The organism is Paenibacillus sanguinis 2301083 = DSM 16941, from assembly GCF_000374825.1.
Lineage (GTDB): Bacteria > Bacillota > Bacilli > Paenibacillales > Paenibacillaceae > Fontibacillus > Fontibacillus sanguinis.
In genome coordinates this window covers 252,685-279,300 of the sequence record NZ_KB895377.1, presented here as the reverse complement: position 1 = coordinate 279,300, position 26,616 = coordinate 252,685, and the positions used below count along the sequence as shown (strand labels likewise).

The following is a 26,616-nucleotide window of genomic DNA, read 5'->3' as shown; positions in this document are numbered from 1 at the left end:
TTTGAAATAAATAGCGCGTTGATTTTTCGCATTAGAATTGATCATGGTACAATGGACAAGGGCGAGGGGCGGTTGCGTTCTTCGATCGTGCTGAGTTCGAGAAACCCTGTAGTAACAAGCTTCTAACGATCTAGTAACGATTTGCTAACGGAAGTTGTAACGACTCTGAGGATAGACGGCGGCGCTTTTTCAAAATCACGAACTCGAAATTCGTTTGCCAAATTTATTGAGAATTTTTTCCGTCCTACTCATCCCACGGATTCCCTTGTAGAATCGGGTTTTCTCGCGTTTTCCCGGGTCGTTTTTTGGTTTCTCTGTAATTGTCACTATATTTGATAAACTACAGCTCCGTTTGTCCTGCCATTGAGTCATTCATCCAAAAAAGTCGCCTGTTCAACGGAGGTTGGCCCAGAAAGGGAGCATGCCGTTCGTATGTCAACGTTTCGCCGGTCGTTGTATTCAGGAAGGTCTCCCCAACACCATAGCACCAGGCAGGAGACTGGCTGGAATCCGGAACATAGATAAGCTCAAAGGCCGCCCGTGCAATTCCACGTGCTTGTTCAGAGGACGGCGGCGATTGCGGCGGATCGCATACGGGAATGTCCTGTAGCAGATGGTCGCTGTAATCAGAATAGGCCACCACTTGTCCATTTCGCGCCACTTCGACATGAATCGGCATCGGCGGATAGAAGGGGATGCCGTTCCACGTCCGTCTGAACGCAAACATTGTCCCCTCATCCCTATCATTCATCTGGACAAGCTCCAGACTACCTGCCTGCTCCGTCAACCCTGCAAAACGCTCTACCCATTGCAAAGCACGGGCTTTAGCTTGCTGCGGCGTTATGTCTATGCCTGCCGTTCCTTGCTGCGGTCTCGCTTCCCTGTTGTGAACGATGTAGAAGGAACGCAACTCGCGAGTCCGTCCATCCAGTTTTACCATGGCAGACCCGGGAGGATTCCCTTCCTCCTTGTCCTGTCCCGATTCCGGCACCCATTCCAATTCAATACTATATTCTGTATCATAGGTCGACGACAACTCCTGGCGAATCAGCGATGCCTGACGATATAGCCCGGTTAATCCCAGTTCTTCTTCCCAATACTGCCATAACCTACTCATATCCAACTGTTCAATTGCCATCATTTCTCACCTCAACTGCGTAATAGCTCCTAACTCAACCTATCATTATATTAATCTATTTTTTGGGCTTTCGTAAAACGCAATAACTCACCATCCAAAAATTATATATATTATCATTATTTTACTGAATGATTCCCTAGTGTTGCAGTTTAAGCACAACATGAAATTACTCTACTTGAAAGGGCGATAAGTTGGCGTAGTTTATGAAATAAGTTCTGTCATTTAATAAACAAATAGAATCTAAAGGAAAAATATCAATAGTTCATTTTAGCGTTGACATTGAACCAAGGTTTAATGTTATTTTCTAAATAGGAGGTGAACAATATTTATGAGTACGATAAAAGCAGTTGCTAACAAATTGAATCTATCCGTCTCAACAATTAGATACTATGAAAAGAATGGACTCTTAGATATTCATAGAAAAGAAAATAATTATCGTGAATACAGCTTAGATGATGAAAAGAAGTTAAAGCTAATTTTAGTCATGAAGTATTCCGGATTTACAATCAAAGAAATCAAAAAGTTATTATCATTAAATAACGAAAAAGTTTTGGAAGACGACTGTATCAGAGAAACTAATCAAATAATTTCGATGAAAAAGAATGAAATACTGATGAAAATTGAGAATTATAAGAATGTTATAGAGTTGCTAGATATGATGAAACCTCTAGCTGTAGCTAAGGCAACAACTGAAAATGAGCTTGCACTTGAAAAGCAAATTGATCTAATTTTCAAAAAAACAATCAAGGAGGACTAAAATGAAGACAACAATTATAATAGGTCATCCATACCCAAAGAGTTTTAATTATGCAATTTTGGAAAGAATCGAGAGGAAAACAAATGCTACTGTAATAAATTTAGTAACGGATAATTTTAATCCAGCTATGCTATCAAATGACCTTGCTGGCTTTTCTAGAGGGCAATTCTCAGATCCTCTTGTAGGGAAATATCAGAAAATTTTATCAGAAACGGAGAAGCTTATCATAATAACACCAATTTGGTGGTACGGACTTCCTTCAATATATAAAGGATTTCTTGATAAGGTAATGCTAAAAGGATTCGCTTATGATGAAGAAAAAGGCCGTTTAATTGGTAAATTGAAAAACATCAAAGAGACAATAATTATAACAACCGCTGAAGCACCTCGATGGTATATAAAATATTTTGCAGGCAACCCAATAAAGGCTTTAAAAAAACGTGTATTTAAAGATATGGGATTAAAAAATGTAAAATGGGTTCATCAAGGTAATATTAAGAAAATTACTCAAGAAAAAAGAATTAAGTTTCTTGATTACGTTGAGAAGATTTAGTTAATTGTCTACCTCGATGTGATAGACTACAATGAACGTTTTGCTGAACGAGTCATTCGCGGCTTCGGTGATGTAGAGGTAAAGAAGAAACTGAATGAGATGTTTGAAGCGCGATATCCGGTGTGGGAGGAGCAAGAAAAGCAGCCTTTTCCCGTGTTTCTTTGGGGCGGGGAAACCCCGCCCCAAAGAAACACCACACCCAATAACGAATACCCGAGAAGTTACTCTCTCTTTTTTCTGTAATATTGGATTACTTTCGTAAAATGTGTTTCATTCTAAGGCAGAATGGTTAATTGTATACAACATATTATTGCGGTGATACGAACGATTCCGAAGGAAAGGAGTTTGTTGCTTGCTTACGATTATGCACATATCCATCCGGGGCCTAGAGAAGCAGCAGCTTACAGGCAGGGCTGGTCTGGCTTCCTACAGGGATTAACTGGGGAACCCGTATATGAGAATGCATACTCTTGATCCTAATTTGATTTTATTAATGCTAGCTTGCTTGACTTGAGTCTTATTCCTACATAGCAAGGTCTCCGCTTTCCGTTCCTGTTGCATTACACCCCCTCAAAGTAACTGTTGATCTCTACGATGGATGATGATATGCCTAACGTTCCCGTATAATATGGACTCTGCTTGGAAAAGGAGCGATTGAATGATAGTTCTGGAACATGTGAACAAAGTTTATGAAAATGGATTTCAGGCGCTGAAGGACATTAATCTTGAGTTCAAAAAAGGAGAGATTACCGTCCTCATTGGTCCAAGCGGCTGTGGCAAATCTACAACGATGAAGCTGATCAATGCCCTAAACACGCCATCTTCAGGCAAAATACGAATCGATGGCAAGGATATCTCAAAATTAAATCCGGTGGCACTGCGGAGAGATATCGGTTATGTCATTCAGAGCGTTGGATTATTCCCCCATATGAACATCTCCAAAAATGCAGCGGTGGTCCCACGCCTGAAAAAATGGGATAAAGATAAAATCGAGCAAAAAGTAAACCAACTGCTGGACTTGGTCGGACTGGATCACACGATATACGGTACGCGTTATCCTTCCGAGCTGAGCGGAGGACAACAACAACGAGTAGGGGTCGTGCGAGCACTTGCGGCCGATCCGGACATTATCCTGATGGACGAGCCCTTCTCAGCCCTCGATCCCATCAGTCGTGAGCAGCTTCAGGATGAATTGATCCGATTGCAGCAGGAGTTAAATAAAACCATTATTTTTGTTACTCATGATATGGATGAGGCGATCAAAATTGCCGATACGATCGTGCTGATGAAGGAGGGAGAAATCATTCAAACGGGCAAGCCGGACAGCATTTTGCGCCATCCCGCCAACGATTTTGTACGTGACTTCATCGGTTCAAAGCGTCTGAAAAATGAGAATGAAAGCACCTATGAAATTCCGCTCGTCGATGAAGTGATGATTACCAATCCGGTGACCGCATTTCCGAGCCGCGGCCTAGCTGAAGCCATCAAGATGATGGAAATGAAACGGGTTGATTCACTCCTGATCGTCGATCGCCAGCGGCAGCTTCAAGGGGTAGTGTCCATTTATCGCGTGCTCGATCAATATGGAGAGGAGAACCAAACGGTAGCCGATGTTATGCGTCCTGTGCGCTACTCGGTGGCTTCGGGCAGTACGCTTGCTCAGGCCATTGAGATCATGGATAGCTATCAGCTCAGCAATCTCCCTGTAGTCGACAGCAACAACCGCTTTCTTGGACTGATTACAAGAGGCAGTGTTGTCAAACATCTGGCAGAAGTGTATCCCACGATAGTTCGCCCGGAGCCAGTCGGAGAGGGTGAGTGATATGAACGCACTGTGGAATTTCATTGTGGAGCGTTACCCCGACATTCTGAAGGCTTTACAGGAACACCTGATCCTTTCCTCCTCATCCGTACTATTAGGAACGATCATTGCTGTACCCATCGGTATATTGCTCGTATACAACCGGGCAGGCTGGAGCAATCGTATTGTTTTCTTTATAGCTAATCTATTTCAGACAATCCCCAGCCTGGCTCTTCTGGCCATTCTGATTCCATTGCTTGGCATCGGCATGAAGCCCGCCATTCTTGCCCTTTTTCTTTATTCCCTAATGCCCATCCTCCGGAATACTTACGATGGTTTTAATGCTGTGGATAAAGCCGTGCTTCAATCTGCAAGAGGTATGGGGTACAGCACCGCGCAAACCATTTTGAAGGTTCAGCTCCCGCTATCGCTTCCTTATATCATGTCCGGCATACGTATTACAACCGTCTATATCATTAGTTGGGCTACACTCGCTGCCCTGATTGGCGCCGGTGGATTAGGTCAGCTGATCGTATCAGGACTTGGTGTCAATAAGCCTGAAATGATATTCATAGGCGGCATTGGCGCTGTCGTGCTGGCTTTTGCAGTTGACGGTCTGCTAGGGTTGCTGGAGCGCTGGTTAAGCAAGCACTACCATCAGAACCATCCCCGGGACACTGCGATATGAAGCATAATCTAGGTAAACAATCCATGGGACGGAATAAGGAAGGCGTGGTGAAACTGAACAAGTTGAAATGGGTCTCGATCTTGATTGGTATTATGGTTCTGGCCGCTTTTGGCTCCGGATGCGGTATACAAAGCGACCTGACGATTGGAACGCAAACCTATACCGAAACTAAAATTATGGCTGAAATGTACAAAGCACTGATTGAAGACAAAACTGACCTAAAAGTGGATATTATCCCGGACCTGGCTTCAAGTTCATTGGTTATTAATTCGATGAAAAAAAATGATGTTCAAATGGCCACCTTGTACACGGGTGAAATCTTTAACAATTATTTCCCCATCAGCGGATCGAAGGATCGCGCTATGGTTTTACAGGAAGCGCAAAAGGGATTTCAAGACCATTTCGGGTTTACCTGGATGGACCCTCTAGGGTTTGAAAATACCTATGCATTTACAGTCAGAAAAGAATTGGCTGAATCTGAAGGATATACCCAAATTTCCGATGTCATCAAGGATATGGACCATATGAAGCTTGGCGTAGATACTACATGGCTGGAGCGAACCACGGATGGCTATCCGGCTTTCTCTAAAGCCTATGGTATTACATTCGGACAGGTTTTTCCTATGGAGATCAGTCTGGTATATAGTGCAGTAGCCAATCAACAGGTAGACATCGTATTAGCCTACTCTACAGACTCTCGGCTGAAGGCTTATGAATTGCAAACTCTTCAGGACGACAAGCAATTTTTCCCTCCCTATGATGCAAGCCCGGTATTGCGTTCAGATCTTGTGCGGAAATATCCGGAGCTCGAGCGTGCTATAGCTCCTTTAATTGGCAACCTGGACGCAGATACCATGATATCCCTGAATTATCAGGTGGATATTGAGAAGAAAAGCGAGCGGGAGGTCGCTATCGCTTACTTGAAGGAGCAGGGTCTTATAAACAGCTAAAGGAGGGTAAATATGGAGCAAGAACAATTAACATTTACTGACTTTTTGTCCTATATATCTCGAAATCAGGGGTTGCTCTGGGAATATTTTATCCAGCACATCACGATGGTCGTCATCGGCCTAGGGCTGGCCTTTATCGTTGGTGTACCTCTAGGCATTCTTTGTTCCAAAAATAAATGGGCCGCGAAGATCATCTTGTCGATTACTAATCTCCTTCAGGTGGTTCCCAGCTTAGCTATGCTTGTGATGCTGATGTTATGGCTAGGGCTTGGAACAACCACGGTGATGGCGGGGCTCTTCCTGTATTCCCTGAATCCGATCACACGCAATACTTACGTTGGATTGAGACAAGTCGATGCGAGCTACATTGAGTCGGGGAGGGGAATTGGCATGAGTCCCTTCCAACTGCTCATTAAAGTGCGTTTCCCCTTGTCTTTAACTTATATCATGTCAGGTCTGCGGATTGCCGCTGTCATCGCTATCGGCGTGGTAACCATCGCTCCTCTAGTAGGAGGAGGGGGCCTGGGGCGAGAAATCTATGCCGGGCTGAACAGCAACAACTCCTTGCGGATTTTTGCAGGCGCCATTCCTGCTGCCTTTCTGGCCATTGGTGCAGATATCCTGCTTGGTCTTTTGCAGCGCAGGGTAGATTTAGCTAGACGCAAGTCCTCAAATGTAACATCTTCATCCGTGAATTCGTCAGAGCTTACGTAGCGCTTGATGAACACGGCGAGACAGACCCGGAGAAGTTATCACAATCTTCCGGTCTGCCTCGCTATACAACTAATAGGAGTCTGGACACTTTTTTATCAGCATGTCTTTCAATAAGGAATACATACAATCCCATTCCTCACTTTTGAATTATTCAACTCTACCTTCTTACCACATCTTAAATTCACCTGCTCTACACCTATATTCCCAAAGCCTGCTTGACCTCCGGGATCGACAGGCCGTCACTGCGAAGCTGCTTGATTAGTGCAATGCGCTTGATGCTGGCTTCCCGACGGTACCGCCGCGTCAGGTTCTCTCCGGCCTGCTCGAAGGGTAACATCCCCTCTTCCGTGTAGAACTTCAAAGTGCTGTAGCGGGTAGCAGTCAACCTTACCAATTCGCCGATTGTCACGAACTCCGAGGCTTCGATAGCTTCCATGGAACGTTGTCTGGACATAAGTGTCTATCTCCTTTAGCTTACCTCAAAGAGGTAGTTCAAAGTGGACGTTTAGGGATTAATCGCACCCCTTGAATCGGCACGCGCATCGTTACTAAATGCGGGACTGCTTCGTACATCAGATTGTCGATTTTAATTGTGGGGATTTCTCCCTCACGTACTACTGTAAATACGTGCCCTTGGGTCTCCAGCCGTTGCTTTACCGCACCCAGCCGATCTTGGGAATTTGCAAACCAGGCCTCTGTTTCAATAAAAACCGCCTGCGACCGCTCCAGCAATGGGAACAAAAACAACATGCCCTTGCCGACTGCCGTTTGCACAAAGGCTTTTTTCCAGCGTAAAAAATGCTTCACCATCATGCCCCAGCCCAGCCCAATTCTCATCCAGAAAAGTGTATGAGCGATGGGGCTTGATGTATCCAGCTCATTGATTCTCAGCGCCACCTGGGCCAGTTCCTGCCCCGAGAATAGATCAGGCAGACAGCCGCTTTCGCGCAGCAACCACAACAGACAAATCGTTTCATCGCTCACCGGGCCGTTCTCCAATACTTCCGCACGTAGGCCCTCCGCGATTCGCGTATATTCAGACAATTCGCTGCGGTACTCCTTAACCGCCACACCTGAGGACTCAAAGTACATATCACAGCCCAGCAAATGGGGGATTTCCTCCATTGCTCCAAGATCCATAAGGGAGCGAGTCATAACCTGCTCCAAACGCATGAGCTTTCGTTGGGGTAAGGAGGAAGCCCGCTTTAACCACCAGCATAATTGTCCATGACGTCCCGGCTTGCTGCCTTGCAGCCAGTTTATTACACCATTCTGATAGGCTTCTATTCCGGCCTCACTCACACCCGGCTCGCTAATCTTTGGACCAGCCGGGAGAGACTTCAATTCAAGCTCAAGTTCACCTTCTCCTTGATCAGCAGCACGCAATTTTCCGTTCAGGTAACATTCCAGCACCACCGCCGCAGCCAACACGCGAAGTGCTACCTGCTTTACTACCGACTTATGGCTGCTTCGCTGCGCATTTAGAGCAATCATTGAGAAGCTTTGGGCCAACGCAAATTCTGCCATTACCAATCTCCCCCATCTACATGTCATGGAGTGGCCAACCCTTCCAAGGTGCAAGAAAATAAAATATGTATCGATCTTATGAAGGCGGGTCACCCGTCCATAGAACCCTTTACTGAACCCTTTACTGAATCACTACTAAATTGCTACTTATTACTTATCACTTACTACTTACTATATATGCTTTTTCCCCCATATTTGTCAACCTGCATAGCAAAAAAACGTGCACAGCAAAAAACGGTGACCCTAACCCGGCTCTTAGAAGGAGAGCTTCTAGTTCAAAGCTTTCCGACGAAGAAGACCAGCGTTACAAGCCACCGTTTCAACCCTAACCAATCTCAAATCTCCAACTATCCAGCATTGTTAAGGCAAGCTAGTGATTTTATCCTCTATTGGAGTTCTCGGCTTCACAGCCGGAATTTCGGCCGGGTAACCAATGCCAAACAGCCCAATCACGTCTTCAGACTCCGACGCCCCCAGGATTTCACGATTATGGGCTGCTGCTCCCAAGGAAGACCAGAAGGTGCCTGCGCCAGCTTCATGGGCAGCCAGCATGAAGTTCTGCACAAAGCAAGCCGTTGCCATTACATTCTCATCGCGCTCCAAAGCCGTTGTGGCAGACTTGGAGAAGATAGCTATGACCAGGGGAGCACCGCCAAAATCCGTCTTATGCTTAAGTCGTCCTCTGGTCTCAGGTCCCACGAACAACACCCGCCACGGCTCTGTCATCCGGTGGTTCGGCGCGTAACTTGCCGCCGCCAGCCAAGCCCGTACATCCTTCTCACGGATTGCATCAGGCTTAAAAGCCTTAATGTTTCTACGTCCAGTAATTGCATCAAGCACCGACATTGCGATCTCTCCTCTCTATCATTACTCCCTTATCATAACATGCGTTAGCGGATTAGACTCGCGTAATATCAACAACGACTATACCCGCAATTGCTGCAGGTCTTGCAGCCCTCCGTATTGATTAGCGAAGCAGAGCCACAGGACGGACACAAATCAAGGGAAGTCGCCGGAGCCGAATGAATGCTGTGTGAATGACGCACCTCCTGATCAGCCCAAGCCCCTGCAGGATCGCGACTTATGTCATTATCGCGGCTTGAAGAGCTGTCAGGGGCGTGCATTGAAGCCGCTGGCTGCAAACCAGTGGAATGAGCAGCCGAAGCTTCGCCAGAAGCCAACGTCGCCGCTACCGGAGCCGGATCATGGCCGTCATAAGGGCCATCATGACCCACATGCATCTCCAGCGCTTTGGCAACGGCATCAGCAATCGATTCCACGCGGTTGGCTCCAAAGCCAATGGCTCCCGTACCGCCAATGCCTTTGAGATGCTTGATCAACAGCTCCACCTTCTCCCCATGATCGCCATATCGCAGGAACAAGGAGCAAACCCTGCCCAACGCTTCAGCCATGGCGAACACATCCGAACCGGCCTTGCCAACATTAAGGAATATTTCCCCCGGCGTGCCATTCAGATCATTGATCGTGATATAAGCCATTCCGAAGGGGGTATTCAGCTTATACGTGGCTCCCTGCAGCACTTGCGGCCGCCGCTTGTACTGGTTGCCGGACGATCTGGATAGCATGGAATCGCTGGCCTTTACAGCAGAATGACCGGGATGGAGTCCAGAGGCGGACACCGACCGGCTGTCTCCATGGAGCAGCGCATCCGGCTCAGCTTGTTCATTTGCCCCTGCTTTATTGGCCGATGGATGCTCTTCCTCTGTCGCCTTTATTTCCTTCTTCTCCGTTTGCAACACCTGTACATCCCGGCTGCCATCCCGGTAAATAGTCACACCCTTACAGCCCAAATCAAAGGCCAGCTCGTACAACCGTTTTGTCTCTTCTACAGTAAAGTCCGCTGGACAATTCGCCGTTTTGGAGATGGAGCTGTCCACCCAGCGCTGAATCGCTGCCTGCACACGGATATGATCCTCAGCCGACAGACTCATAGCCGTCACAAAATAGTCCGGCAGCTCCTCTCCCGGATGGGCATTCATCCACTCCTGAGCGATCGGTACAAATTGCTCGTCAAAGCCTAGGCGGCTCTGACGGTAATATTTGAAGGCAAAGTACGGTTCAATGCCTGTTGAAGTGCCAACCATCGTCCCCGTGCTGCCAGTGGGCGCTTGCGTAATAATAGTAACGTTACGAATGCCCTGCTGGCGAATGGCCTCCCCAACCTCGGGGTATACCTCTGTTATTGCCTTCATAAATCCACTCTGCAAATAAGGGTCGGCCTCAAATGCCGGGAATGAGCCTTTTTCCGCTGCAATATCCGAGGAAGCCAGATAAGCCTCCCGCGCGATAAAGCCATACAGCTTATCCAGAAATTCCAGTGATTCCGGGCTGCCGTACCGGATGTTCAGCTTGATCATCAGCTCGGCCAGTCCCATTGTCCCCAGACCAATGCGCCGTTCCTTCTTCTGATTTTTTTCGTTTTCTTCAAAATGATATGGCGTCTTATCAATCACGTTGTCCAGGAAGCGCACCGAATAACGAGTCGTGGTTGCCAAATCGTCCCAAGCGACATCATGGTTCGTGTCATCATAGAAGCGCGACAGATTTATCGCAGACAGATTGCAGACGCCCCAGCCTGGCAACCCCTGCTCCCCGCACGGATTCGTGCAAATAATCGGGTTGAAATACCAGCTATTGGACATCTGATTGTAATACTCCATAAATACGACGCCCGGCTCCGCCGACTTCCAGGCGGATTCGATGATCGTATGCCAAATTTCCCGAGCCTTGACCGTACGATAGTGGTTCACCCGGCGGCCCGCCGACTTCCACTTATCGAGATCGCCATCCCAGACCTCATTATAGTCTTCATCCGTCGTATCCGGAAAGACCAGCTCCCAATCGAGATCCTCCTTCACCGCCTTCATAAACGCATTGCTCACGCAGACGGACAAATTGGCATTGGTCACCTGTCCCATCGTTTGCTTAACCGTGATAAAATCCAGCACATCCGGATGCCAATCGTTAATCATCAGCATCAGCGCCCCCCGGCGGCTGCCCCCCTGCTCGATCAGTCCCGTCGTATAGCTGAACAGGCCTCCCCAGGATACAGCGCCGCTAGACGATCCGTTCACACCCTTGACCACCGCTCGCCGCGGTCGCAAGGAGCTGAGATTGATGCCAACACCGCCTCCGCGCGCCATAATCTCCGTCATTTCCGACAAGGTCTTCATAATCCCGCCACGGCTATCTTTAGGGGACGGGATGACATAACAATTAAATAAGGTAAGCTCGTCGCTGGCTCCCGCTCCGGCAGCAATCCGGCCACCCGGCACCAGCTTCCAATCATCCAGAATGTGCCGGAATTTGGCCTCCCACTCCTGCTGAAGCTCTGGCGTTTCCTCCACAGAGGCCATCGCCTTGGCCAGGCGGTTCCACATTTCCTCCGGCGTCTTCTCTATATTTAAGGTTAGCTTCTCGACATCCGTCTCCACCAGTTCACCAGTGCGCGTCCGAACCGTGGCCATACGTCCTTCGCGGGCGACAATCTCCCCAACCTCTTTGGTTGGAAATTTCGGATCGTCCTTCGTCAGCACAAGAACCACATCACCTACCTTGGCATGGCTGGGGTCCGGATTTTTCCACGCGTAACGGTCCAGAAATATTTTCTCGCTTAGACCTTCCAAGCGTTGTTTGGGCATAGGAACCTGATTCACCAACAAACACCCTCTCTCCATTGTTTCATTCTCACTTATGCCTTCCTGTACATAGCCTTGATCCCCTAGGGCAATCAACTTATTATATGTAAAAACCACAACATATTGTATCTATCAATCATTATACTACACTATATATCGTTGTCACCGTAGAAAACACCGTATTTCCCGGCTTGTACGTAAACCCAAGGTGCCCCGGTAGCCGTTTCCTCGCGTTTTCTTATTATTTGACTTGTGGGTATGCCTTAGCTTCCCCATGCCTCTTCTCACACATGCAGACCAGACTCAATCCCGGCACGCATTTCATAACCAAGTTATGAACCCCCTCTTTTTCGTCCATACTACACCTACATCTGCAATCAGGTCATAGTAACCTGCGAGCTATAAAGGTGGGGTGAACAAGTTGCCGGAAGACTGATATGGAGCTGGAAACAGCGAGTATACGGCCCTGTCGACGGCTGGCTTTTTATTGTCACCACGCTTATGAATCTTGTTTCATTTCAAAAAGTTAAGGTGAATACGCACCATAAGGGAGGTTATCCATCTTGAATCCGCATCCCCCCAGCCCCACGGGCAGCTCCTTGACGGAGCAAACCGCAAATATCCGACTTACTCCCGAGTTTGACCGTAGCTGGTTCAGCGAACTGACAACTCGGCAGCAAAAGGGAGGCCCATGGGACGACTGGAAGCTGTTTAACCTTGCCCTTAAAGCAGAAACGGCCTCACTTGTCACTAGCTTTGAGGAGATGCAATGCCTGAAGCATTTGCAGGAAGTGACCCCTTTGCCGCATCAGACCGAAACGGCACGCAAGGTGCTGTTTGAAATGCGTGGACGCGCCATCCTCGCTGACGAAGTGGGGCTGGGCAAGACGATTGAAGCGGGGTTGATTTTGAAGGAATATATCGTACGTGGTCTCGTTCGCAAAATATTAATTCTTGTTCCCGCCTCCCTGGTACTCCAATGGGTCAGAGAGCTGAACCAGAAGTTTGGGATTCCTGCCGTAGCGCAGAAGAAGGAGCACTCCTGGCAAAATGACGTTGTTGTCGCATCCATGGATACAGCCAAGCGCGACCCGCATAAGAGCATTCTGCTGAATCAGGAATACGACATGCTGATCGTCGATGAAGCGCACAAGCTGAAAAATAAAAAAACGACCAACTACCAACTCATGCTGCAATTGCGCAAGAAATATTGTTTGTTGCTGACCGCTACCCCGGTGCAAAACGATCTAAGCGAGCTATTCAACCTGATTACGCTGCTCAAGCCAGGACAGCTAGGTGGACATAGCGATTTCTCGGCCAATTTCGTCGTCGACAAGCGGCTTCCCAAGAATGAGGATCAATTGAAGGACGAATTGTCCAAGGTGATGATCCGCAACCGTCGGGGCGAGGGTCAGCTTGAATTCACCAAGCGAATCGTTCGCAATATCGATGTGGAGCTATCCCAGGAGGAGAAGAACCTCTACGCCGGAGTTACCTCCTTCGTCAAAGATCAATACCATGCCGCAGGCGGCGATTTGAACAGCATGTTATCACTTGTCACCCTACAGCGGGAGGTGTGCAGTAGCCGGGATGCCGTTTTCGTTACCCTGGTTAACCTCTCGAAGAAGCTTGCTCCCGACTCTCCCATCCGTGACCGGATTTGGGAGCTAGTAGATCTGATTCGGCAAATCCAGGCCAACAGCAAGGCCGAGAAGACCATGGAGCTGGTCAGGGAAATGGACGACAAGGTGATTGTCTTCACCGAATACCGAGCCACTCAGGAATATTTGCTAAAATATTTCCGCGACCGCGGCATGACGGCTGTGCCTTATCGAGGCGGCATGAATCGGGGCAAGAAGGACTGGATGATGGACCTTTTCCGCGGACGGGCTCAAGTGATGATTGCCACCGAAGCCGGAGGCGAAGGCATTAATCTGCAATTCTGCCATCAGATGATCAACTTCGATCTGCCCTGGAATCCGATGCGGGTAGAGCAACGGATTGGGCGTGTTCATAGGCTGGGACAGACACAGGACGTCAAAATCTACAACCTGTCCACGCGAGGAACAATTGAAGAGCACATTCTCCATCTGCTGCATGAGAAAATCAACATGTTCGAGAAGGTCATTGGCCATCTGGATGTCATTTTGGAGCAATTTGAGAAGAAGCACTCCTTGGAGAAAAGCATCTACAAAATGATCCTGGAATCTGACAGTGAGGATGAAATAGCGAGCCGCGTGAAAACATTAGGCCAGGAATTTAATCATATTCAATCCGAGCTGGATGCCCAGGCGGATCGAACCGAGCCTGATGGCGGACTCCAGCATTTATTGGGAGGGTGAAGAGACATGTCCATGACCCAGGAACAAATTCGTGATTTTGTCATGACCTATCTGGAAGCGACAGAATGCAAAATCCTGGAGAAATCGCCGCATCACGTCACGGTCAAGCTATCCCCCCGTGCTGACCGCGATCTGACGAATCGTCCCTACTATTGGGGATTCATTGAGCGGACCGGGGCGGAGCCGGAGACCATGTCCTTCTCGTTTATCTTTAATCCTGAGCAATACCAGGCGGCCGAGAAGAAAGCGCAAGCCACGGCGAATAAAAAGGGGGAATCTCCTTCAGCGGAAGCTTCTGAGGAAGACAGCCTTCTGGGCCGCTATTTTGGCGGGGTCAGACCGCTGCCCATACTTGGACCCGGCCGAATTCAACGGGAAGAGTTGACCTTCGGCAGCCCGAGGCTTAAGCAAATTTTTGAAGCCGCCCGGCGCGGTGGAAGATATGTCTATCTTTTTGAAGAGACTGCGGCCCGCCAGCGCTTGTCTCTGTTGCCTGCCGCTTATGAACCATGGCTGGGCGTTTGCTTCAAGGTCGAGTTCTGCTGTGATATGAAGCGAGAGGAACTGCACAACTACGGGATTTCCTTGCTCAGCGGGAAACTGGATGAATCGTTCCAGGACCGGCTGGCAGCTACGAAGCTCTCCCCTCGTCTGCCCGAGAACGTGCATATCGAGCCCACCGAGTTGACGCTAGACGAAGGTCGTCAAGTCTTGGAGGCAACCATTGCCGCCAAGCTGGAGAGCTATGACGAGAGCTGGGCGACCGCAGCCAGAGAACGGCTAAGCGATGAGTTAACCCTCATCGACGCCTACTACCGCGATCTGCTTAAGGACCCCGATCCCGAGCGGGCCGCAGGCGCACAGGAGCAATACGAAGCCAGACGCAGCGAAATACGCTGGCAGTACGAGCCGAGAATTGTCGTATCCGCCTTGGGCTGCGGCATCTTTCATCTACGTTCGCCACGCTGACCAGAAATAGACCTGACTCGCTAAAAGACCGCAAAAATAGAAGCGGATCCATCCGGCGCCGCGCGACAGGTTGCAACATCCTTTTCTCACCGGCTTCGGTACAATGGACGAGCAGCCAATGTCTCACGGCAATTAGCACCGATTAATCCCTAGGGAGGCGACAAACATGCCCATCGGAAAACCGGAAATGACGTGGTCGATCACCTGTAAAATACTATTGTGCGCTACGATGATATATAGTGCGACAGCTTTACCGTACAGCGGCAGCTCCGCCGCCGTGGCCGCCCAGGCAGCAAGCGGCACAGCCCGTCTGGCTGCGGGTAGCGAGTCCGGGCTGGAAGACGCCCTTGCCCGGCTAAACGGCGAGCAAGCGCCTGAGGAGCTCCGCCGCTTTGCGGCAGATGCCATCAGCAAGCTCGCCTCCGCCGAGCCCTTCACGGCATGGGCCGGCGCCAGCGCCAACATCGAGCCACTCGGTCCGGGCACCCATAGCTGGCTCGTGACCATCACCCCGCCGGGCGCAGCGGCACCGGGCGGGGATATGGCCGAACCGCCGCCAGCCTCGGCGGCGCGCGGCTACCTCATCATCTCCGCTACGGCGCGCGGAGATTACAAGCTGGTCGAATACGGCTTCGGCACTTATGCCGTATTCGACCAGGCCCTGCTTGAGGCCGCGCTCCGCAATGGCGGCCTCGGCGCAGCCGAAGCGGGACGCGGCAACGCCGTCCCGCTCTACGCCGGCCCGGCATTGACCGCGTGGATGGTTCGCCAGGATACGGGCGAACCCCAATACGTCAATGCTGCCGACGGCGAATGGCTACCCGAGACCCCGGGTAGCTGGGACAAGCAGGCGGCGAAGTATGCGCCGCCCCGGCTGGCCGCAAGCAGCCGCAGCACGCTTGCTCCCGGACGTCTCGCGCTGACTGCCGAGCGCTTCGACCCTTATGACAACCTGCTGTGGATGACCGGGGAATCCGTCGCAGTTGATACCAACAGCTTTATCGCCAAGCTCAAAGCCAGCAAGCAACTGGTCTATGCCACCTCCGGGCAGGACCGGACCTACTCGTTCCCGCTGGCCGTGTATGGCTATCAGACCTGGACCGGAGGCAGCTCTCAACCCTCCGACCCGGGGAATGCTGTGTACGTTGTCACCAGCTCGGACAGCACAATACGTGTTATCGCGCTCGATGCCCTGACCAACAACGGCAAATTTACCACGTTTAAGAGGTAGTTCAAAAAGGCGTCTTCCCAGGGCGAAGCTGTTTCGAGAAGGAAATTCGGTTCCAAACTAAATCAGTAGTTGACGTTTGGGCGAAGGGGAGGCGGGTTCGTAGGGTTCTTCCAATCGCTGTTGTTCATAGATTTCTCTATTTCCTAAATTCCAATAATGATGTAGAAATCCATTCACAAAGGCGACCACTCCGTTTTTTCAGAATCCCTGCGACCCTCCGCTCCCTGGCTTCATCGGAGCTCAAGCGTTTTGAAAAAACGCACATCGGAAGCCTAAGCTTCGCTCCTGTTAACCCGACTTTTTGAACTCGCACTTTAAATAACCATACACAAAAGCAGGCCCCTGCTTCCCTAATGGGAAACACTGAGGGCCTGCTTTTTGTTCTGTCTTTCTTTTCTCCAGCTTATCATAGATACACATCCTCACAACTAGCTGCTAGCTGTGTTCCGATTTCGACTCGGTTTCCTGTCCTTTTTCCTTCCTCCGGTTCACCTTGGGCAATTCCTTAGCCCATAAAGAAAGGGAGAACGGAATCATGCCGAACCAACGCTGTGTCCAGGGCTCCCTGGGCTTGGAGCGTTCACGGCGCACCTCGCGCGGCGTCTCCACATAATCCACTACACGCTCCGTAATATATTTGACCAGCTCATCACCTTTAGCCATGGAGATCACCTCCTTTACGCTGTAGCTGTTCTTTTACTATCAGTGTGTCCGGGTCGGTCATTTTTTAACCTCGGCTCACTCCCCTACATGCATGATTTGCCCCGCCTAGGCTCAATCTATAGGAAGCATGGTGAATAAACAAGCCAAACCGCATGAAAGGTGAGATTTATGAGACGAATTGCCCTTATTTTGCTCGCCCTGCTGATCATGCTTCCACTTGCCTTCATGGGGGGAGTGCCGGTCGCAAGAGCGGAAGGCGACAACGACTTCCGGCATGCCTTCCCCGAGCCGGTCATTCTGATTGATGCGGGACATGGTGGAATCGACGGAGGGACCTCTTTCCAGCAGATTCTGGAGAAGGACATCAATTTAGACATCGGGCGCAGACTGTATCTTGTGCTGCGCAGCCATGGCTTCCGTGCCATCCTGAACCGCACGGGCGATTATGCCCTGAGTGATGATAATCGCTGGTCACGTACCCGTTCCCGCCATCTCAGAGATCTGGCTCAGCGCAAGGAGCTAAGCGAGCAGGTGCCTGCGGTTATCGTGGTCAGTCTGCATGTCAATTGGGGGAAGAACAAAAATAAACGCGGCCCGCTGGTGCTGCATCAGAATGAAGGCCGAAGCGCCTTTCTGGCGAATTCCATTCAACAATCCCTGGCACGGCTTTATGAGCCAAACGCCAAAGTGTCCCGCATCCCTGAGTTGGGCAAGCCGTTTTATCTGCTGAATCACATCGACTGTCCAGCCGTCATCGTAGAGACTGGCTTCCTGAGTAATGCAGAAGACCGCGCCCTTCTAACGAATGGACGCGGTCAACAGAGAATTGCCGAAGCATTGTATCATGGCATCATGGAATACCTTACGGTAATGTAAACCCCGGTCCCGGAGAGACTCCGGGGCTGATTTGTTCCTGAGCAAGCTGGCGAATGCCGATAAACTCCACACCCTCAGCTTGCAGTATCGGAATGTACTTCTTTAATACAGCAGCGGACTTCCGGCCATGGACACCAACATGTCCAATCAACACGCAGTTGTCGCGTGTCTCCAGCATTTGCTGGGCCTTACGCAGCTGGCCCGCCATATGGTTCTCGGTATGCAAATCATCCAGGAACAGATGATTCTCCAGTTGCGGCAGCCCCTTCTCCATGCTTAGCCGTCCAACAACGGAACGATAGTTAGTCTTACTGTCGACGAAGAAGAGTCCACGCTCTCGGCAAACCTCCAGAATGACGGACATCACGCGGTCGTCTCCGGTCACCTTGGAGCCCATATGATTGTTAATCCCAATGGCATAAGGGACTTGATCGATCGCAGCTTCTACCCGTTGTCTGACTTCAGCATCCGTCATCCGCGTGAGGATTGCACCGGGACCCAGCCATTCCGGCCGCCCCTGCTTGGGCTCCAGCGGCAGATGCACCAGCACATCATGCCCAAGCTCATGAGCCCGGAGCGCATCCTCTCGCGAGGTTGGCAGAAAGGGCATGACGGCAACCGTCAAGTGAACTGGCAAGGAGAGCATTTCCTCCGTCCCCCCCATGTCGTTGCCCAAATCATCAATAATGACTACCAGCTTGCGGGACTTTTCTACTCCCTTCCCCGTCTTGACCTGCAAATCCTGCCCCGGCACAATCAATCTGGACTTCACCGCAGCAGCAGAACTAGACGGCGGAAGCAGCGCAGGGATCGATGCTTCCGCCGTCGGCAGAAGGAATTGCAGCTCGCTACCAACACATAAGGCAGCTACAATTATGAAGGTTAAACATCTTGTCTTGACTAGCATGGACATCACGCCTCCTCCATGCTAGTATGACTGTCCCTTTCGGGAAACATGCGTTATTTGCCCATAACCCGGACAGGAATTCTGAATTGGCCAAGGCTCAGCTTGTCCGATGACTGCATTACAGATTAACCCAGGCGCCCCCAGCCTTGGCCGATTGCTCTTCTGCTTCCACCAGGGCCACCGAATCCGCCGCGCTTTCCGGTGTACAAATCACGATGTCTGCATGGTTCTTGATAGCTCCGATAAAGTGCTTCAACTCACGATAATATCCGTCTTCCGCAGGCAGCTCCGCCTTGAAGCCCGGCTGATCGTTAGGATTAACCGTTACCGTGCCGCCGTCAAATACGAGGTTGCCTTGCTCGAAATTAACCCGATAGCCCATGTAAAAGCCGTGATCCCCTTCCAGCGTCCAATCCACTTGCGAGTTGATGACCTGGCCGTCCGGATAGGCATAATGTGTGGAGGCAATGTCATAGCCGCTGCCCGGAATGACGTTGCGGGCGAGGGTCGATACCTTCTCAGGTGTGCCGAACAGCCACTGGATCATATCGGAATCATGAATATGCATATCCAGCAGGGCGCCGCCGCTTAAGCTTTCATCCAGGAACCAATTTTTCGGCGCCTCCGAGCCGCGATAGAAATAGCCAGCCGTCACCTTGCCGAAGCGTTCCTCCTCAATCGTTGCCTTCAAATATTCATAACCTGGCCAGAAGCGCAGACATTGACCGATCATCAGCTTTCTGTCATGCTTGCGGGCCGTATCGGCCATCTTGCGCGCATCCACAGAATGGCGGGCCATCGGCTTCTCGCAAAACACATGGTAACCGCGCTCCAGCAAGGAACAAGCCATCTCCGCATGGATATAGGTCGGAACCGCAAGGTCGATCATATCCAGTTCCTCCGCAGCCAGCATCTTCTCGATATCATCATATAACCGGTAGGCGGACAGATCATAGACCTCCTGGCCCGTAGACATATTACCGCCCGCTTTGCTGTCCTTCAATTCATCAATAATCAAATCACAGATAGCCACCAATTCAATCTGCTGACCTTCATTCATCAGTCGTACATAATTATCGAAATGCATACGGCCCATAAAGCCGAAGCCAACCAGTCCAATCTTCAACATATGGTTTCCTCCTTGAAATAAAATAGTGAGTGTTCAAAAAATCAGGTTTTCAGCACCGAGAAGGTTGGATGAAGCCAGGGACTGAGTAGCGGAGCGTAGACAGATCTACGTGAGCAACGGAAGTCCCGGCTGAATTCAAGATTCGACGCCGAATTTGCTCCCTGAGCCACTTCGTGATCAAAAGATGACTTTTTGAACTACCTTTCCCAGAATGGCGTCCATGGCCGCTGAGGTATTGTAAATAATTTGATGCGCATGATGCTCATAATGCGGAATCATCTCAGCGGTAACGTAATTCGTATAGCCTACCTCCTGGAGGGCAGCGACGACAGCCGGATAGTCCACATTGCCAGCCAGCAGGTCCACAAATCCGTGCAGTCCACCCGCTTCACGACGGTAATCCTTGAAGTGTACCTTCTTGATGCGGGAACCGAGAATCCGGACCCAGTGCTCCGGGTACCCCGAATACAGCACATTGCCGATATCCAGATAAGAGCCCACATAAGGGGAATTTACAGCATCGAGGAATCCACGCATTTCCAGCGGGGATAACAGGAATTTATTCCATACGTTCTCAATCCCGATAGAGACGCCTACTTTTTCAGCTTCGGCAGCCAGCTTGGTGATTGCTTCGAGCGCACGGTCGTAAGCTTTATCATAAGGGACAACCTCAGACCCCGGGTTAAAGTCCACACCAACCGCTCCTGGAATAACCAGAATCGCATCCACACCCAGCGCTGCCGCCAGCTCCAACTGCTTCTTGCAGATATCGGCCGCCTTGATCCGACTCGACTCCTGCTCACTGGTCATGGAATAGGACCAATACAAGCCGGTCGCCAGACCACAGATTTCCAGACCCTCCTCATCCAATTGTCGGCGGATTTGCTGGACCTCCTTATCCGTTGTTTTCAGCCCAAGCTCACCGTCTTCATTGAGGGACAGCTCAATCCCTTCAAACCCGGCTGCTTTAGCTACGCGAATGCTTTCCTCAATCGTAGTCCCTTCAGGGAAGGACCAAATATTAATCCCTTTTTTCATCATCGATTCCTCCAGTTTCTAAATTTATATAAACGGAATGTTGGCTCAAAACCGAATTAAGTTTCTCCAGAATCCCTACGACCCCCTGCTCTATAGAGCCCTGTTGTCAAGCACTGATTTTTAGTTTGAGCCGAAATGTTATATCACAAATTGCATCCGACCAAAATGGGCGGGGATATGAAAATTAACCTCTCCCGTTGGCCCCCACGCCTGATACTCTCTTGTTCCGTCCGGCTGTTCATCAATGCGATAGAAGTTAACTCTCCACTCCGTCCCCGCCACCGGGGCTGGAGCAAATTCCTCCCATGGCAGCCGTAATTCATAGATTCGTCCATATTCCACAGGAACAACACGGGTGACTAACCGCTCCATGTTCCAGGAGGTATCCGCTCGAACGGTTCCACCCTCAGTCCGCTCAACCCAGGCATCGAAGATGACATTGGACGGGCTGACCTCGATTTCGATGTAGCGCCATCCTTCGCCGCTCATATCAATGAACACTTCCACGACATCCTGCTCATACAGCGGGTCGTCTCGATGCTCATAGTGGGATATCGCATATAAATCCTTGCACCGGAATTGAATATGCCACGCCTCGGTTGTCCAGCAAGCACGCACCTCTGTTGCTTCCTGGACCGCGCCGCCCGTTACTGTATCAACCAGTGGAACAGGTGTGATTTGATCCCAAGGGATACTCGCTTGCTGGTCTATCACAAGCTGCTCGCACAAGTAGATCGGCACGTGGATGCCTACCTGTAAAATCGTTACAACCACCTCCTATTTGTATTTTTCCGTTTTTAATTTACCTCAGATATTTAAATTGATATTCTTTTTATATATCCTTAATTATATTGATTTTGTGAAAATAATTATTTAGTGCAAAAAGATAATTTTTGTATTATTCCGTGATAATATAAAATGGGATTAGGATAAGTGCAGCATAAGGAGGAACCACCTGATGAACGAGGAGTACGCATCCGCCGTCAAGACGCTAGACGCCCCCTTCACGGCCTGGTCGCCAGGCATCCATTACGCCCAATTCCAGACCCTGCCCCCTTGCCAGTTCCCGGTGAGAAGGCTCTATGATTTTGAACTCCTTTATGTGGCCCAAGGAGAACTGGTAACAACCATGCCTGAGCAACGTTATGTGCTGTCTGCGGGACAACTTATCTTCCTGTCCCCCGGGAGATATCACCAGAACAAAATCGTGGCTGGGCCAAAAACCAAACTGCTGGGCATCCATTTTGATTTTTTTGGCGAGTTGATGATTCGCAGAGAAGAAGATTTGATTGTGGGAGAGGATGAATTGGTCTGGGACAAGCTGGCTGCTGAGCCAAACCTCGGGGGAGGTCCTGCCTTCTCCACCGATCCGCTTTATACCCCGTCCCTGGAGTGCGTACAATTTATGGTGCAGCTTATTCATGAATTCTCCAGGCGAGATCTGGGTTATGAGTTGGTGTGCAAAGGGTTGATGCTGGAAATACTCGCTCGCCTGCTGCGCTCACAAATGACCCGGCGAATCGCCGGTGTATCAGAGCATGGCGAGCGAATCGAGCGGCTGACGCAGCGGATTGACGCAGCTCCGGCCGAGGATTGGTCCAACCGGCGGATCGCTGCCGAATTGCAAATGAGTATTGATCATGCCGCGAAGCTGTTTCGGCAGGTGGTAGGCGTTCCTCCTGGAGAATTCGTCAGGGGGATTCGGCATCGCGAGGCGTGCAGGCTGCTTCGGGATACGGAGTGGACCATCGAGGAAGTGGGCGCCCGGGTGGGCTACCCGGATATTCATCATTTCAGCCGACTATTCCGGGCCAACGAGGGCATATCCCCCCGCGCTTACCGCAAGCTGTCCAGTATTTTGTAGAAAGCACTGCGACTATCGGCTTATTTTCAGCAGCAGAGGCTGCTTGTGGTGCAACCATTTTTGTCACACTTCGTACAATTTAATTAGCAGAATACAACCGGTATAAGTGCGTGTTTAAAAATCATTTTTTTGAATTACCTCTATAAAAAGAGTAAACAGGTGTGAGGAGAGTGGAGCATGGGTCTTATCCAGTTAAAATGTCCAAATTGCGGGGGCCAAATCAATCAGAAAAATGACGATATGTTCCAATGTCCCTTCTGTAATACAGAGCTAATCATGAAGAAGAATCATGTGTACCATGTGGACCAGACTATTAACAATTATTACGGGACAACGCCCGCTAAGGTGCGGTCTACACTAAATACAAAATGGATTGCAGTCCTGGTTCTGGTTATAATGGCTGGATTCTTGGCTTATATTTTTTTTAATAGCGCTACCTCGGTCAGACAGGAAGAGGTGCGGGTGACTGCGGTGCGCACAATACCGGAGAGCCAAGTGCTTCTCTCCTTTGTGCAGCAAATTCTGGACAAGGGGAAGGCACAGCCCACCACCGAGGACCTGGCCCGCATAAGCTCTCTTTCGGTGCAATATATCGATAATCAGTGGCATTTTACATACAGCCTGCAGGACCCATCAACCAATGGAAGCAGCGCCCCGCAGGTCTATGTGATGCAAGACAAACAGTTAAATACTCAGCGTATCGAGCAAAAGGATTTTGAAGCATTTATTGGTCTTACGTCGCTTGAGTTGAATAATACCTATGAAATTAACAAATCTGAATCGCTTAGTTTAGCTCATTTGCAACATCTAAAGAGCTTTGGCGGGAGCTTTAATGAGTCTTTCCAGCAGGCCGCAGCCTATTTGGGGGACAAATCGCGCGTGCAATCACTCACGACACAAATACGCAGCAATGCTGAACTTGCGCTATTACTTGATTTTAAGAACCTGCACTCACTAAATCTGACTTATGTGGATGAATCAGTAACAGACTTTCATTTGCTTGGTCAACTGCCCTTGGACAGCTTGACCGTCACAGGGCTGGATAATCTCAACTGGATTGGCGCCATGACAGATTTAAAGTCTTTAGCTATCGAATATAGTGAGGCGACTGACTTCAATGCCTTGTATGGGCTGACCGCACTGGAAGAACTGCGCCTTCGCTTTGACTCCAATTTGAAAACGCTGGATTTTGTGGCCAACATGCCCGCTTTGCAGCTATTAGAGTTAACAAACAGCGATATTTCCAGTCTGGAGGCATTACGCGACAAGAAGTCCCTGACCCGGGTCTACTTGTCCTCCGTACATCAACTGGATCAAGTGGATGTCCTGAATACTCTGCCCTCGCTGAAGGAACTTTCTTTACAAGGGTATTATGGCAAGGCCGCAGAACTGCAACTGACGCATTTAACCAAGGCAGAGCTTCCGATTGCCTTTGTCGCACAACTGGATGCCCCTGCTCTACTCTCGTTAACCGTAAATGCCAGCGACAAGAAAATGCCTTTGTCGTTACTCCGGTCCTTCCCTAAGCTGGAGCATTTGACGATTAGCGAGGCCTATCCTCTTGTGGATATTCCAGCGCTGAATCAATTGAAGAACATGCATACACTTGTGCTGCATGATATGTTTTTTGCAGAAGGAGTAGATGAGTTGTTTGCATTACAACAGGTCACTACACTGGATTGCAACGAATGTGTATTCACTCTGGATGAAAAAAATCCCATTGCAAATTCGACGCTGGAGCAGCTGCGGCTGACTAAGCCTTCTTTTCGAGTCGATGGTGAATATATCAACGAGGTAGACAAAGTATTGCCCTACTTTGCCGGGTTGACTTCGCTACGCTCCTTCTCCATGCAGGATAGTGTCATGCAGTCGCTGGCCTTTATGGAGGGCTGGCAACAAATAGAGGAGCTTCATCTGGAGAACAATGCCATAACCGACTTGCAGCCGCTGATCCAGTTGTCTAATTTGAAAAAGCTTTATCTGACAGGCAACCCGGTAAGAAATGCATCGGTGTTAAGCGAAGATGTTCATGTGTATTAACTAACCTGTGTTTTAGATGAGAAAAAAGAAAAGCGAACAAGCAGCCCTTGCCTTCAACGTTATCCAACTGCAACTAGATGGTTTGAAGGATACTGCTACATTCGCTTTTCATAGGCACAATTCACTTAATCACTTTACATCATCTTATCCCGACTATTCATTACTTCGATAAGCAGGTTTGCGCCAAGCTTGAACCCATGCAGGAATGCAGCCTCCACATGCATACTGTTGGCGCTGTCGCAAATTTTATAGCTCGTTTAGGGGTAGCTCAATAGCAATCGGCAAAATTTAGCGTTGCTCGTTTGTTGATAGTTGCTTAACCGTTGCATAATAAAACATAATAAACGCAGAGCCTAATAACAAGCCGCCTATAATATCAGTGAACCAATGCACCCCGGAAATGAAACGCCCAATCACCGTTACTGCAATTACAGCAGCAGATATGACCTCTGCTGTTATTCTTATGGGTTTATTTTTAATCCGTATATGGAACTGCATAATTGCGGTAGCCATGATACATAGCACAATCATCGTATGGGAAGATGGATAGGATGCTTCTAATGCACTACCTAAAAGAATGGGTCTATAATTAACAATGAAGATTTCAAAAAAAATATACGAAGCCATCACGACAAAATAAAACACCCCAAGCACAAGAATATCGCTGTCCACACTTTTGATACTTTTTCTTTTGAATAGCTGTACAAATCCCAATATTGCAAAACCTAACGCAACAAGGATAGCTACAACACCAAGCCAATCTGTGATACGATACCAAACTAAGTTTCCTCTATTTTCTCCAACTAGTTGGAGCATGGAGCTATTTAGGGTAGAAAATGCAACAACGGATTTCTCTGGCCCGATGGGGCTAACATTAATTGTTAAAGCTCCCACTGTGAGTAAAACAAATAGCAAGAGTAATGTTCCAGCAAAAATAAAGTGTTTTCCTTTTTTCATAATAGCATTCTTCCTTTTCTGTATTTTGCGTTCCTGTGCGCTAGCCACATCCTTATCGTGCGATCAAGCATAGAGACATTCCAGAAACTAATCGTCACAACGGCAAAAAAGCCCTCTGACACTTTTCGTGTCAAAGGGCTTTGTACAAGACTTTATGTCATTTATTTAATGCGATTCCCCTGTATTAAAAGGACTACCTTCAGCATAAAGAACATAAAAACTAATGATGTGGCATAAGGCTGCTGCGTATTGATGAATACAAGTATGGCGAAAGATTGCAAAAGTATAGATATAACTTTGCTGGCATTCAGCCATTTTTCATTATTGAAATATTGTATAGCTAATTCAACAATGCCAAGTACGGCCATTGAGATAGGTAAGGTAAAGTATATTATACGGGTAATAGAGGAACCGTCGCTAAATACAAATAAGTTTACTGCTCGAATAACTTCGCCATCAGGCTGCACAAAGAGTGGAAGAAATAAGAAGGCAAGAGCCATCAAATCCAGTACACCATATATCAGGCTAAAAATCTTTTTTATATTTGTGCGGTTTTCATCTACGGCCAGAGAAATCAATTCTTCCCCCGACAACAAGTCATCAATAGATATAGAAAAAAGCTTTGATATGCCTTTAAGCGAATCAATGTTTGGATATCCCTTGCCAGTTTCCCATTTTGATATAGCTGTTCTGGACACAAACAATTCTTCAGCAAGCTGTTCTTGTGTCATTGATTTTTCTTTTCTTAGCTGCTGCAATTTTTCATTAAATTCCATAGGTAACCTCTATCCTTAATGTTAATCATACAATTAT

26 protein-coding genes are annotated in these 26,616 nt (G+C 49.0%); 12 read left to right on the top strand and 14 right to left on the bottom strand.

The window, feature by feature from the left end:
- Positions 1-340 precede the first annotated feature (340 nt).
- Positions 341-1,141, bottom strand: coding sequence for a YcdB/YcdC domain-containing protein (locus C557_RS22940; RefSeq protein WP_205621589.1), 801 nt, complete (start codon positions 1,139-1,141; stop codon positions 341-343).
- Positions 1,142-1,466: 325 nt separating this feature from the next.
- Here C557_RS22940 and C557_RS0104710 point away from each other — a divergent pair, with 325 nt between their 5' ends.
- The 6 genes from C557_RS0104710 to C557_RS0104680 all read left to right on the top strand — a co-directional run bounded on the left by C557_RS0104710 (position 1,467) and on the right by C557_RS0104680 (position 6,601).
- Positions 1,467-1,895 (top strand): MerR family transcriptional regulator, encoded by a 429-nt coding sequence (locus C557_RS0104710; RefSeq protein ID WP_018750678.1) that lies wholly within the window; start codon positions 1,467-1,469, stop codon positions 1,893-1,895.
- Position 1,896: 1 nt separating this feature from the next.
- Positions 1,897-2,448, top strand: a complete 552-nt coding sequence (locus C557_RS0104705) for an NAD(P)H-dependent oxidoreductase (RefSeq protein WP_018750677.1) — start codon at positions 1,897-1,899, stop codon at positions 2,446-2,448.
- 658 nt (positions 2,449-3,106) lie between these two features.
- Positions 3,107-4,270 carry a betaine/proline/choline family ABC transporter ATP-binding protein gene (locus C557_RS0104695; protein ID WP_018750675.1) on the top strand — a complete coding sequence of 388 codons (1,164 nt, stop codon included), beginning with the start codon at positions 3,107-3,109 and terminating at the stop codon, positions 4,268-4,270.
- A 1-nt stretch (position 4,271) separates the two neighbouring features.
- Positions 4,272-4,937: an ABC transporter permease gene (locus C557_RS0104690; protein ID WP_018750674.1), complete on the top strand. Its 666-nt coding sequence runs from the start codon at positions 4,272-4,274 to the stop codon at positions 4,935-4,937.
- A gap of 23 nt (positions 4,938-4,960) precedes the next feature.
- Positions 4,961-5,887 (top strand): glycine betaine ABC transporter substrate-binding protein, encoded by a 927-nt coding sequence (locus C557_RS0104685; protein WP_018750673.1) that lies wholly within the window; start codon positions 4,961-4,963, stop codon positions 5,885-5,887.
- A 12-nt stretch (positions 5,888-5,899) separates the two neighbouring features.
- Positions 5,900-6,601: an ABC transporter permease gene (locus tag C557_RS0104680; protein WP_018750672.1), complete on the top strand. Its 702-nt coding sequence runs from the start codon at positions 5,900-5,902 to the stop codon at positions 6,599-6,601.
- 196 nt (positions 6,602-6,797) lie between these two features.
- Here the strand turns inward: C557_RS0104680 and C557_RS0104675 are convergent, their stop codons facing one another.
- The 4 genes from C557_RS0104675 to C557_RS0104660 form a co-directional block, all read right to left on the bottom strand.
- Positions 6,798-7,055, bottom strand: a complete 258-nt coding sequence (locus C557_RS0104675; RefSeq protein WP_018750671.1) for a helix-turn-helix domain-containing protein — start codon at positions 7,053-7,055, stop codon at positions 6,798-6,800.
- Positions 7,056-7,093: 38 nt separating this feature from the next.
- Positions 7,094-8,128, bottom strand: coding sequence for a hypothetical protein (locus C557_RS0104670; RefSeq protein ID WP_018750670.1), 1,035 nt, complete (start codon positions 8,126-8,128; stop codon positions 7,094-7,096).
- A 360-nt stretch (positions 8,129-8,488) separates the two neighbouring features.
- Positions 8,489-8,974: a nitroreductase family protein gene (locus C557_RS0104665; RefSeq protein ID WP_018750669.1), complete on the bottom strand. Its 486-nt coding sequence runs from the start codon at positions 8,972-8,974 to the stop codon at positions 8,489-8,491.
- A 68-nt stretch (positions 8,975-9,042) separates the two neighbouring features.
- Positions 9,043-11,790, bottom strand: coding sequence for an adenosylcobalamin-dependent ribonucleoside-diphosphate reductase (locus C557_RS0104660; RefSeq protein WP_040676443.1), 2,748 nt, complete (start codon positions 11,788-11,790; stop codon positions 9,043-9,045).
- Positions 11,791-12,350: 560 nt separating this feature from the next.
- Between C557_RS0104660 and C557_RS0104655 the strand changes: the two genes are divergently transcribed.
- Together C557_RS0104655 and C557_RS0104650 are read left to right on the top strand one after the other, a co-directional pair.
- Complete coding sequence (locus C557_RS0104655; RefSeq protein ID WP_018750667.1) at positions 12,351-14,129, top strand: DEAD/DEAH box helicase; 1,779 nt, start codon at positions 12,351-12,353, stop codon at positions 14,127-14,129.
- A 6-nt stretch (positions 14,130-14,135) separates the two neighbouring features.
- Positions 14,136-15,098, top strand: a complete 963-nt coding sequence (locus C557_RS0104650) for a YqhG family protein (protein WP_018750666.1) — start codon at positions 14,136-14,138, stop codon at positions 15,096-15,098.
- A 132-nt stretch (positions 15,099-15,230) separates the two neighbouring features.
- Here the strand turns inward: C557_RS0104650 and C557_RS24830 are convergent, their stop codons facing one another.
- Positions 15,231-15,584: a hypothetical protein gene (locus C557_RS24830; RefSeq protein WP_169338201.1), complete on the bottom strand. Its 354-nt coding sequence runs from the start codon at positions 15,582-15,584 to the stop codon at positions 15,231-15,233.
- 55 nt (positions 15,585-15,639) lie between these two features.
- Here C557_RS24830 and C557_RS24825 point away from each other — a divergent pair, with 55 nt between their 5' ends.
- Entirely contained in the window at positions 15,640-16,329 is a 690-nt protein-coding gene (locus tag C557_RS24825) for a hypothetical protein (RefSeq protein ID WP_154656138.1), read from the top strand.
- Positions 16,330-16,764: 435 nt separating this feature from the next.
- On the opposite strand, the gene C557_RS0104640 is transcribed toward C557_RS24825, so the two are convergent.
- Positions 16,765-16,992, bottom strand: coding sequence for a YqzE family protein (locus tag C557_RS0104640; protein ID WP_018750664.1), 228 nt, complete (start codon positions 16,990-16,992; stop codon positions 16,765-16,767).
- 225 nt (positions 16,993-17,217) lie between these two features.
- Between C557_RS0104640 and C557_RS0104635 the strand changes: the two genes are divergently transcribed.
- A complete protein-coding gene (locus tag C557_RS0104635; protein WP_240472928.1) occupies positions 17,218-17,868 on the top strand; it encodes an N-acetylmuramoyl-L-alanine amidase family protein in 651 nt (216 codons plus the stop codon).
- Here C557_RS0104635 and C557_RS22935 read toward each other — a convergent pair.
- From C557_RS22935 to C557_RS0104615, 4 genes are all read right to left on the bottom strand, one after another.
- Positions 17,855-18,775: a divergent polysaccharide deacetylase family protein gene (locus C557_RS22935; protein WP_018750662.1), complete on the bottom strand. Its 921-nt coding sequence runs from the start codon at positions 18,773-18,775 to the stop codon at positions 17,855-17,857. The genes C557_RS0104635 and C557_RS22935 overlap by 14 nt on opposite strands.
- A 118-nt stretch (positions 18,776-18,893) precedes the next feature.
- Entirely contained in the window at positions 18,894-19,904 is a 1,011-nt protein-coding gene (locus C557_RS0104625) for a Gfo/Idh/MocA family protein (protein ID WP_018750661.1), read from the bottom strand.
- Between the two features lie 177 nt (positions 19,905-20,081).
- The gene (locus tag C557_RS0104620; protein WP_018750660.1) at positions 20,082-20,942 is read right to left on the bottom strand and encodes a sugar phosphate isomerase/epimerase family protein; all 861 of its coding nucleotides are present in this window, start codon (positions 20,940-20,942) and stop codon (positions 20,082-20,084) included.
- Positions 20,943-21,080: 138 nt separating this feature from the next.
- A complete protein-coding gene (locus C557_RS0104615; RefSeq protein ID WP_018750659.1) occupies positions 21,081-21,683 on the bottom strand; it encodes a carbohydrate-binding family 9-like protein in 603 nt (200 codons plus the stop codon).
- A 217-nt stretch (positions 21,684-21,900) separates the two neighbouring features.
- On the opposite strand from C557_RS0104615, the gene C557_RS0104610 reads away from it, so the two are divergent.
- The gene (locus tag C557_RS0104610) at positions 21,901-22,806 is read left to right on the top strand and encodes a helix-turn-helix domain-containing protein (RefSeq protein WP_018750658.1); all 906 of its coding nucleotides are present in this window, start codon (positions 21,901-21,903) and stop codon (positions 22,804-22,806) included.
- A gap of 177 nt (positions 22,807-22,983) precedes the next feature.
- Positions 22,984-24,846, top strand: a complete 1,863-nt coding sequence (locus C557_RS0104605) for a leucine-rich repeat domain-containing protein (RefSeq protein ID WP_018750657.1) — start codon at positions 22,984-22,986, stop codon at positions 24,844-24,846.
- A gap of 134 nt (positions 24,847-24,980) precedes the next feature.
- Here C557_RS0104605 and C557_RS25650 read toward each other — a convergent pair whose 3' ends face one another.
- From C557_RS25650 to C557_RS0104595, 3 genes are all read right to left on the bottom strand, one after another.
- Positions 24,981-25,091 carry a DUF6809 family protein gene (locus C557_RS25650; protein ID WP_420805388.1) on the bottom strand — a complete coding sequence of 37 codons (111 nt, stop codon included), beginning with the start codon at positions 25,089-25,091 and terminating at the stop codon, positions 24,981-24,983.
- A gap of 43 nt (positions 25,092-25,134) precedes the next feature.
- Positions 25,135-25,803, bottom strand: a complete 669-nt coding sequence (locus C557_RS0104600; protein WP_018750656.1) for a phosphatase PAP2 family protein — start codon at positions 25,801-25,803, stop codon at positions 25,135-25,137.
- Between the two features lie 161 nt (positions 25,804-25,964).
- Complete coding sequence (locus tag C557_RS0104595) at positions 25,965-26,579, bottom strand: helix-turn-helix domain-containing protein (protein ID WP_018750655.1); 615 nt, start codon at positions 26,577-26,579, stop codon at positions 25,965-25,967.
- Positions 26,580-26,616 lie beyond the last annotated feature (37 nt).

Coding starts and splice junctions, on each gene's coding strand:
- C557_RS0104635 (WP_240472928.1), top strand. CDS start 17,218: ATGGGGGGAGTGCCGGTCGCAAGAGCGGAAGGCGACAACGACTTCCGG.
- C557_RS0104675 (WP_018750671.1), bottom strand. CDS start 7,055: ATGTCCAGACAACGTTCCATGGAAGCTATCGAAGCCTCGGAGTTCGTG.
- C557_RS0104710 (WP_018750678.1), top strand. CDS start 1,467: ATGAGTACGATAAAAGCAGTTGCTAACAAATTGAATCTATCCGTCTCA.
- C557_RS22940 (WP_205621589.1), bottom strand. CDS start 1,141: ATGATGGCAATTGAACAGTTGGATATGAGTAGGTTATGGCAGTATTGG.
- C557_RS0104665 (WP_018750669.1), bottom strand. CDS start 8,974: ATGTCGGTGCTTGATGCAATTACTGGACGTAGAAACATTAAGGCTTTT.
- C557_RS0104625 (WP_018750661.1), bottom strand. CDS start 19,904: ATGTTGAAGATTGGACTGGTTGGCTTCGGCTTTATGGGCCGTATGCAT.
- C557_RS0104600 (WP_018750656.1), bottom strand. CDS start 25,803: ATGAAAAAAGGAAAACACTTTATTTTTGCTGGAACATTACTCTTGCTA.
- C557_RS0104680 (WP_018750672.1), top strand. CDS start 5,900: ATGGAGCAAGAACAATTAACATTTACTGACTTTTTGTCCTATATATCT.
- C557_RS0104610 (WP_018750658.1), top strand. CDS start 21,901: ATGAACGAGGAGTACGCATCCGCCGTCAAGACGCTAGACGCCCCCTTC.
- C557_RS0104595 (WP_018750655.1), bottom strand. CDS start 26,579: ATGGAATTTAATGAAAAATTGCAGCAGCTAAGAAAAGAAAAATCAATG.
- C557_RS0104660 (WP_040676443.1), bottom strand. CDS start 11,790: ATGCCCAAACAACGCTTGGAAGGTCTAAGCGAGAAAATATTTCTGGAC.
- C557_RS0104650 (WP_018750666.1), top strand. CDS start 14,136: ATGTCCATGACCCAGGAACAAATTCGTGATTTTGTCATGACCTATCTG.
- C557_RS0104695 (WP_018750675.1), top strand. CDS start 3,107: ATGATAGTTCTGGAACATGTGAACAAAGTTTATGAAAATGGATTTCAG.
- C557_RS22935 (WP_018750662.1), bottom strand. CDS start 18,775: ATGCTAGTCAAGACAAGATGTTTAACCTTCATAATTGTAGCTGCCTTA.
- C557_RS0104640 (WP_018750664.1), bottom strand. CDS start 16,992: ATGGCTAAAGGTGATGAGCTGGTCAAATATATTACGGAGCGTGTAGTG.
- C557_RS0104605 (WP_018750657.1), top strand. CDS start 22,984: ATGGGTCTTATCCAGTTAAAATGTCCAAATTGCGGGGGCCAAATCAAT.
- C557_RS0104620 (WP_018750660.1), bottom strand. CDS start 20,942: ATGAAAAAAGGGATTAATATTTGGTCCTTCCCTGAAGGGACTACGATT.
- C557_RS0104705 (WP_018750677.1), top strand. CDS start 1,897: ATGAAGACAACAATTATAATAGGTCATCCATACCCAAAGAGTTTTAAT.
- C557_RS0104670 (WP_018750670.1), bottom strand. CDS start 8,128: ATGGCAGAATTTGCGTTGGCCCAAAGCTTCTCAATGATTGCTCTAAAT.
- C557_RS24825 (WP_154656138.1), top strand. CDS start 15,640: ATGGCCGAACCGCCGCCAGCCTCGGCGGCGCGCGGCTACCTCATCATC.
- C557_RS0104685 (WP_018750673.1), top strand. CDS start 4,961: ATGGGACGGAATAAGGAAGGCGTGGTGAAACTGAACAAGTTGAAATGG.
- C557_RS0104690 (WP_018750674.1), top strand. CDS start 4,272: ATGAACGCACTGTGGAATTTCATTGTGGAGCGTTACCCCGACATTCTG.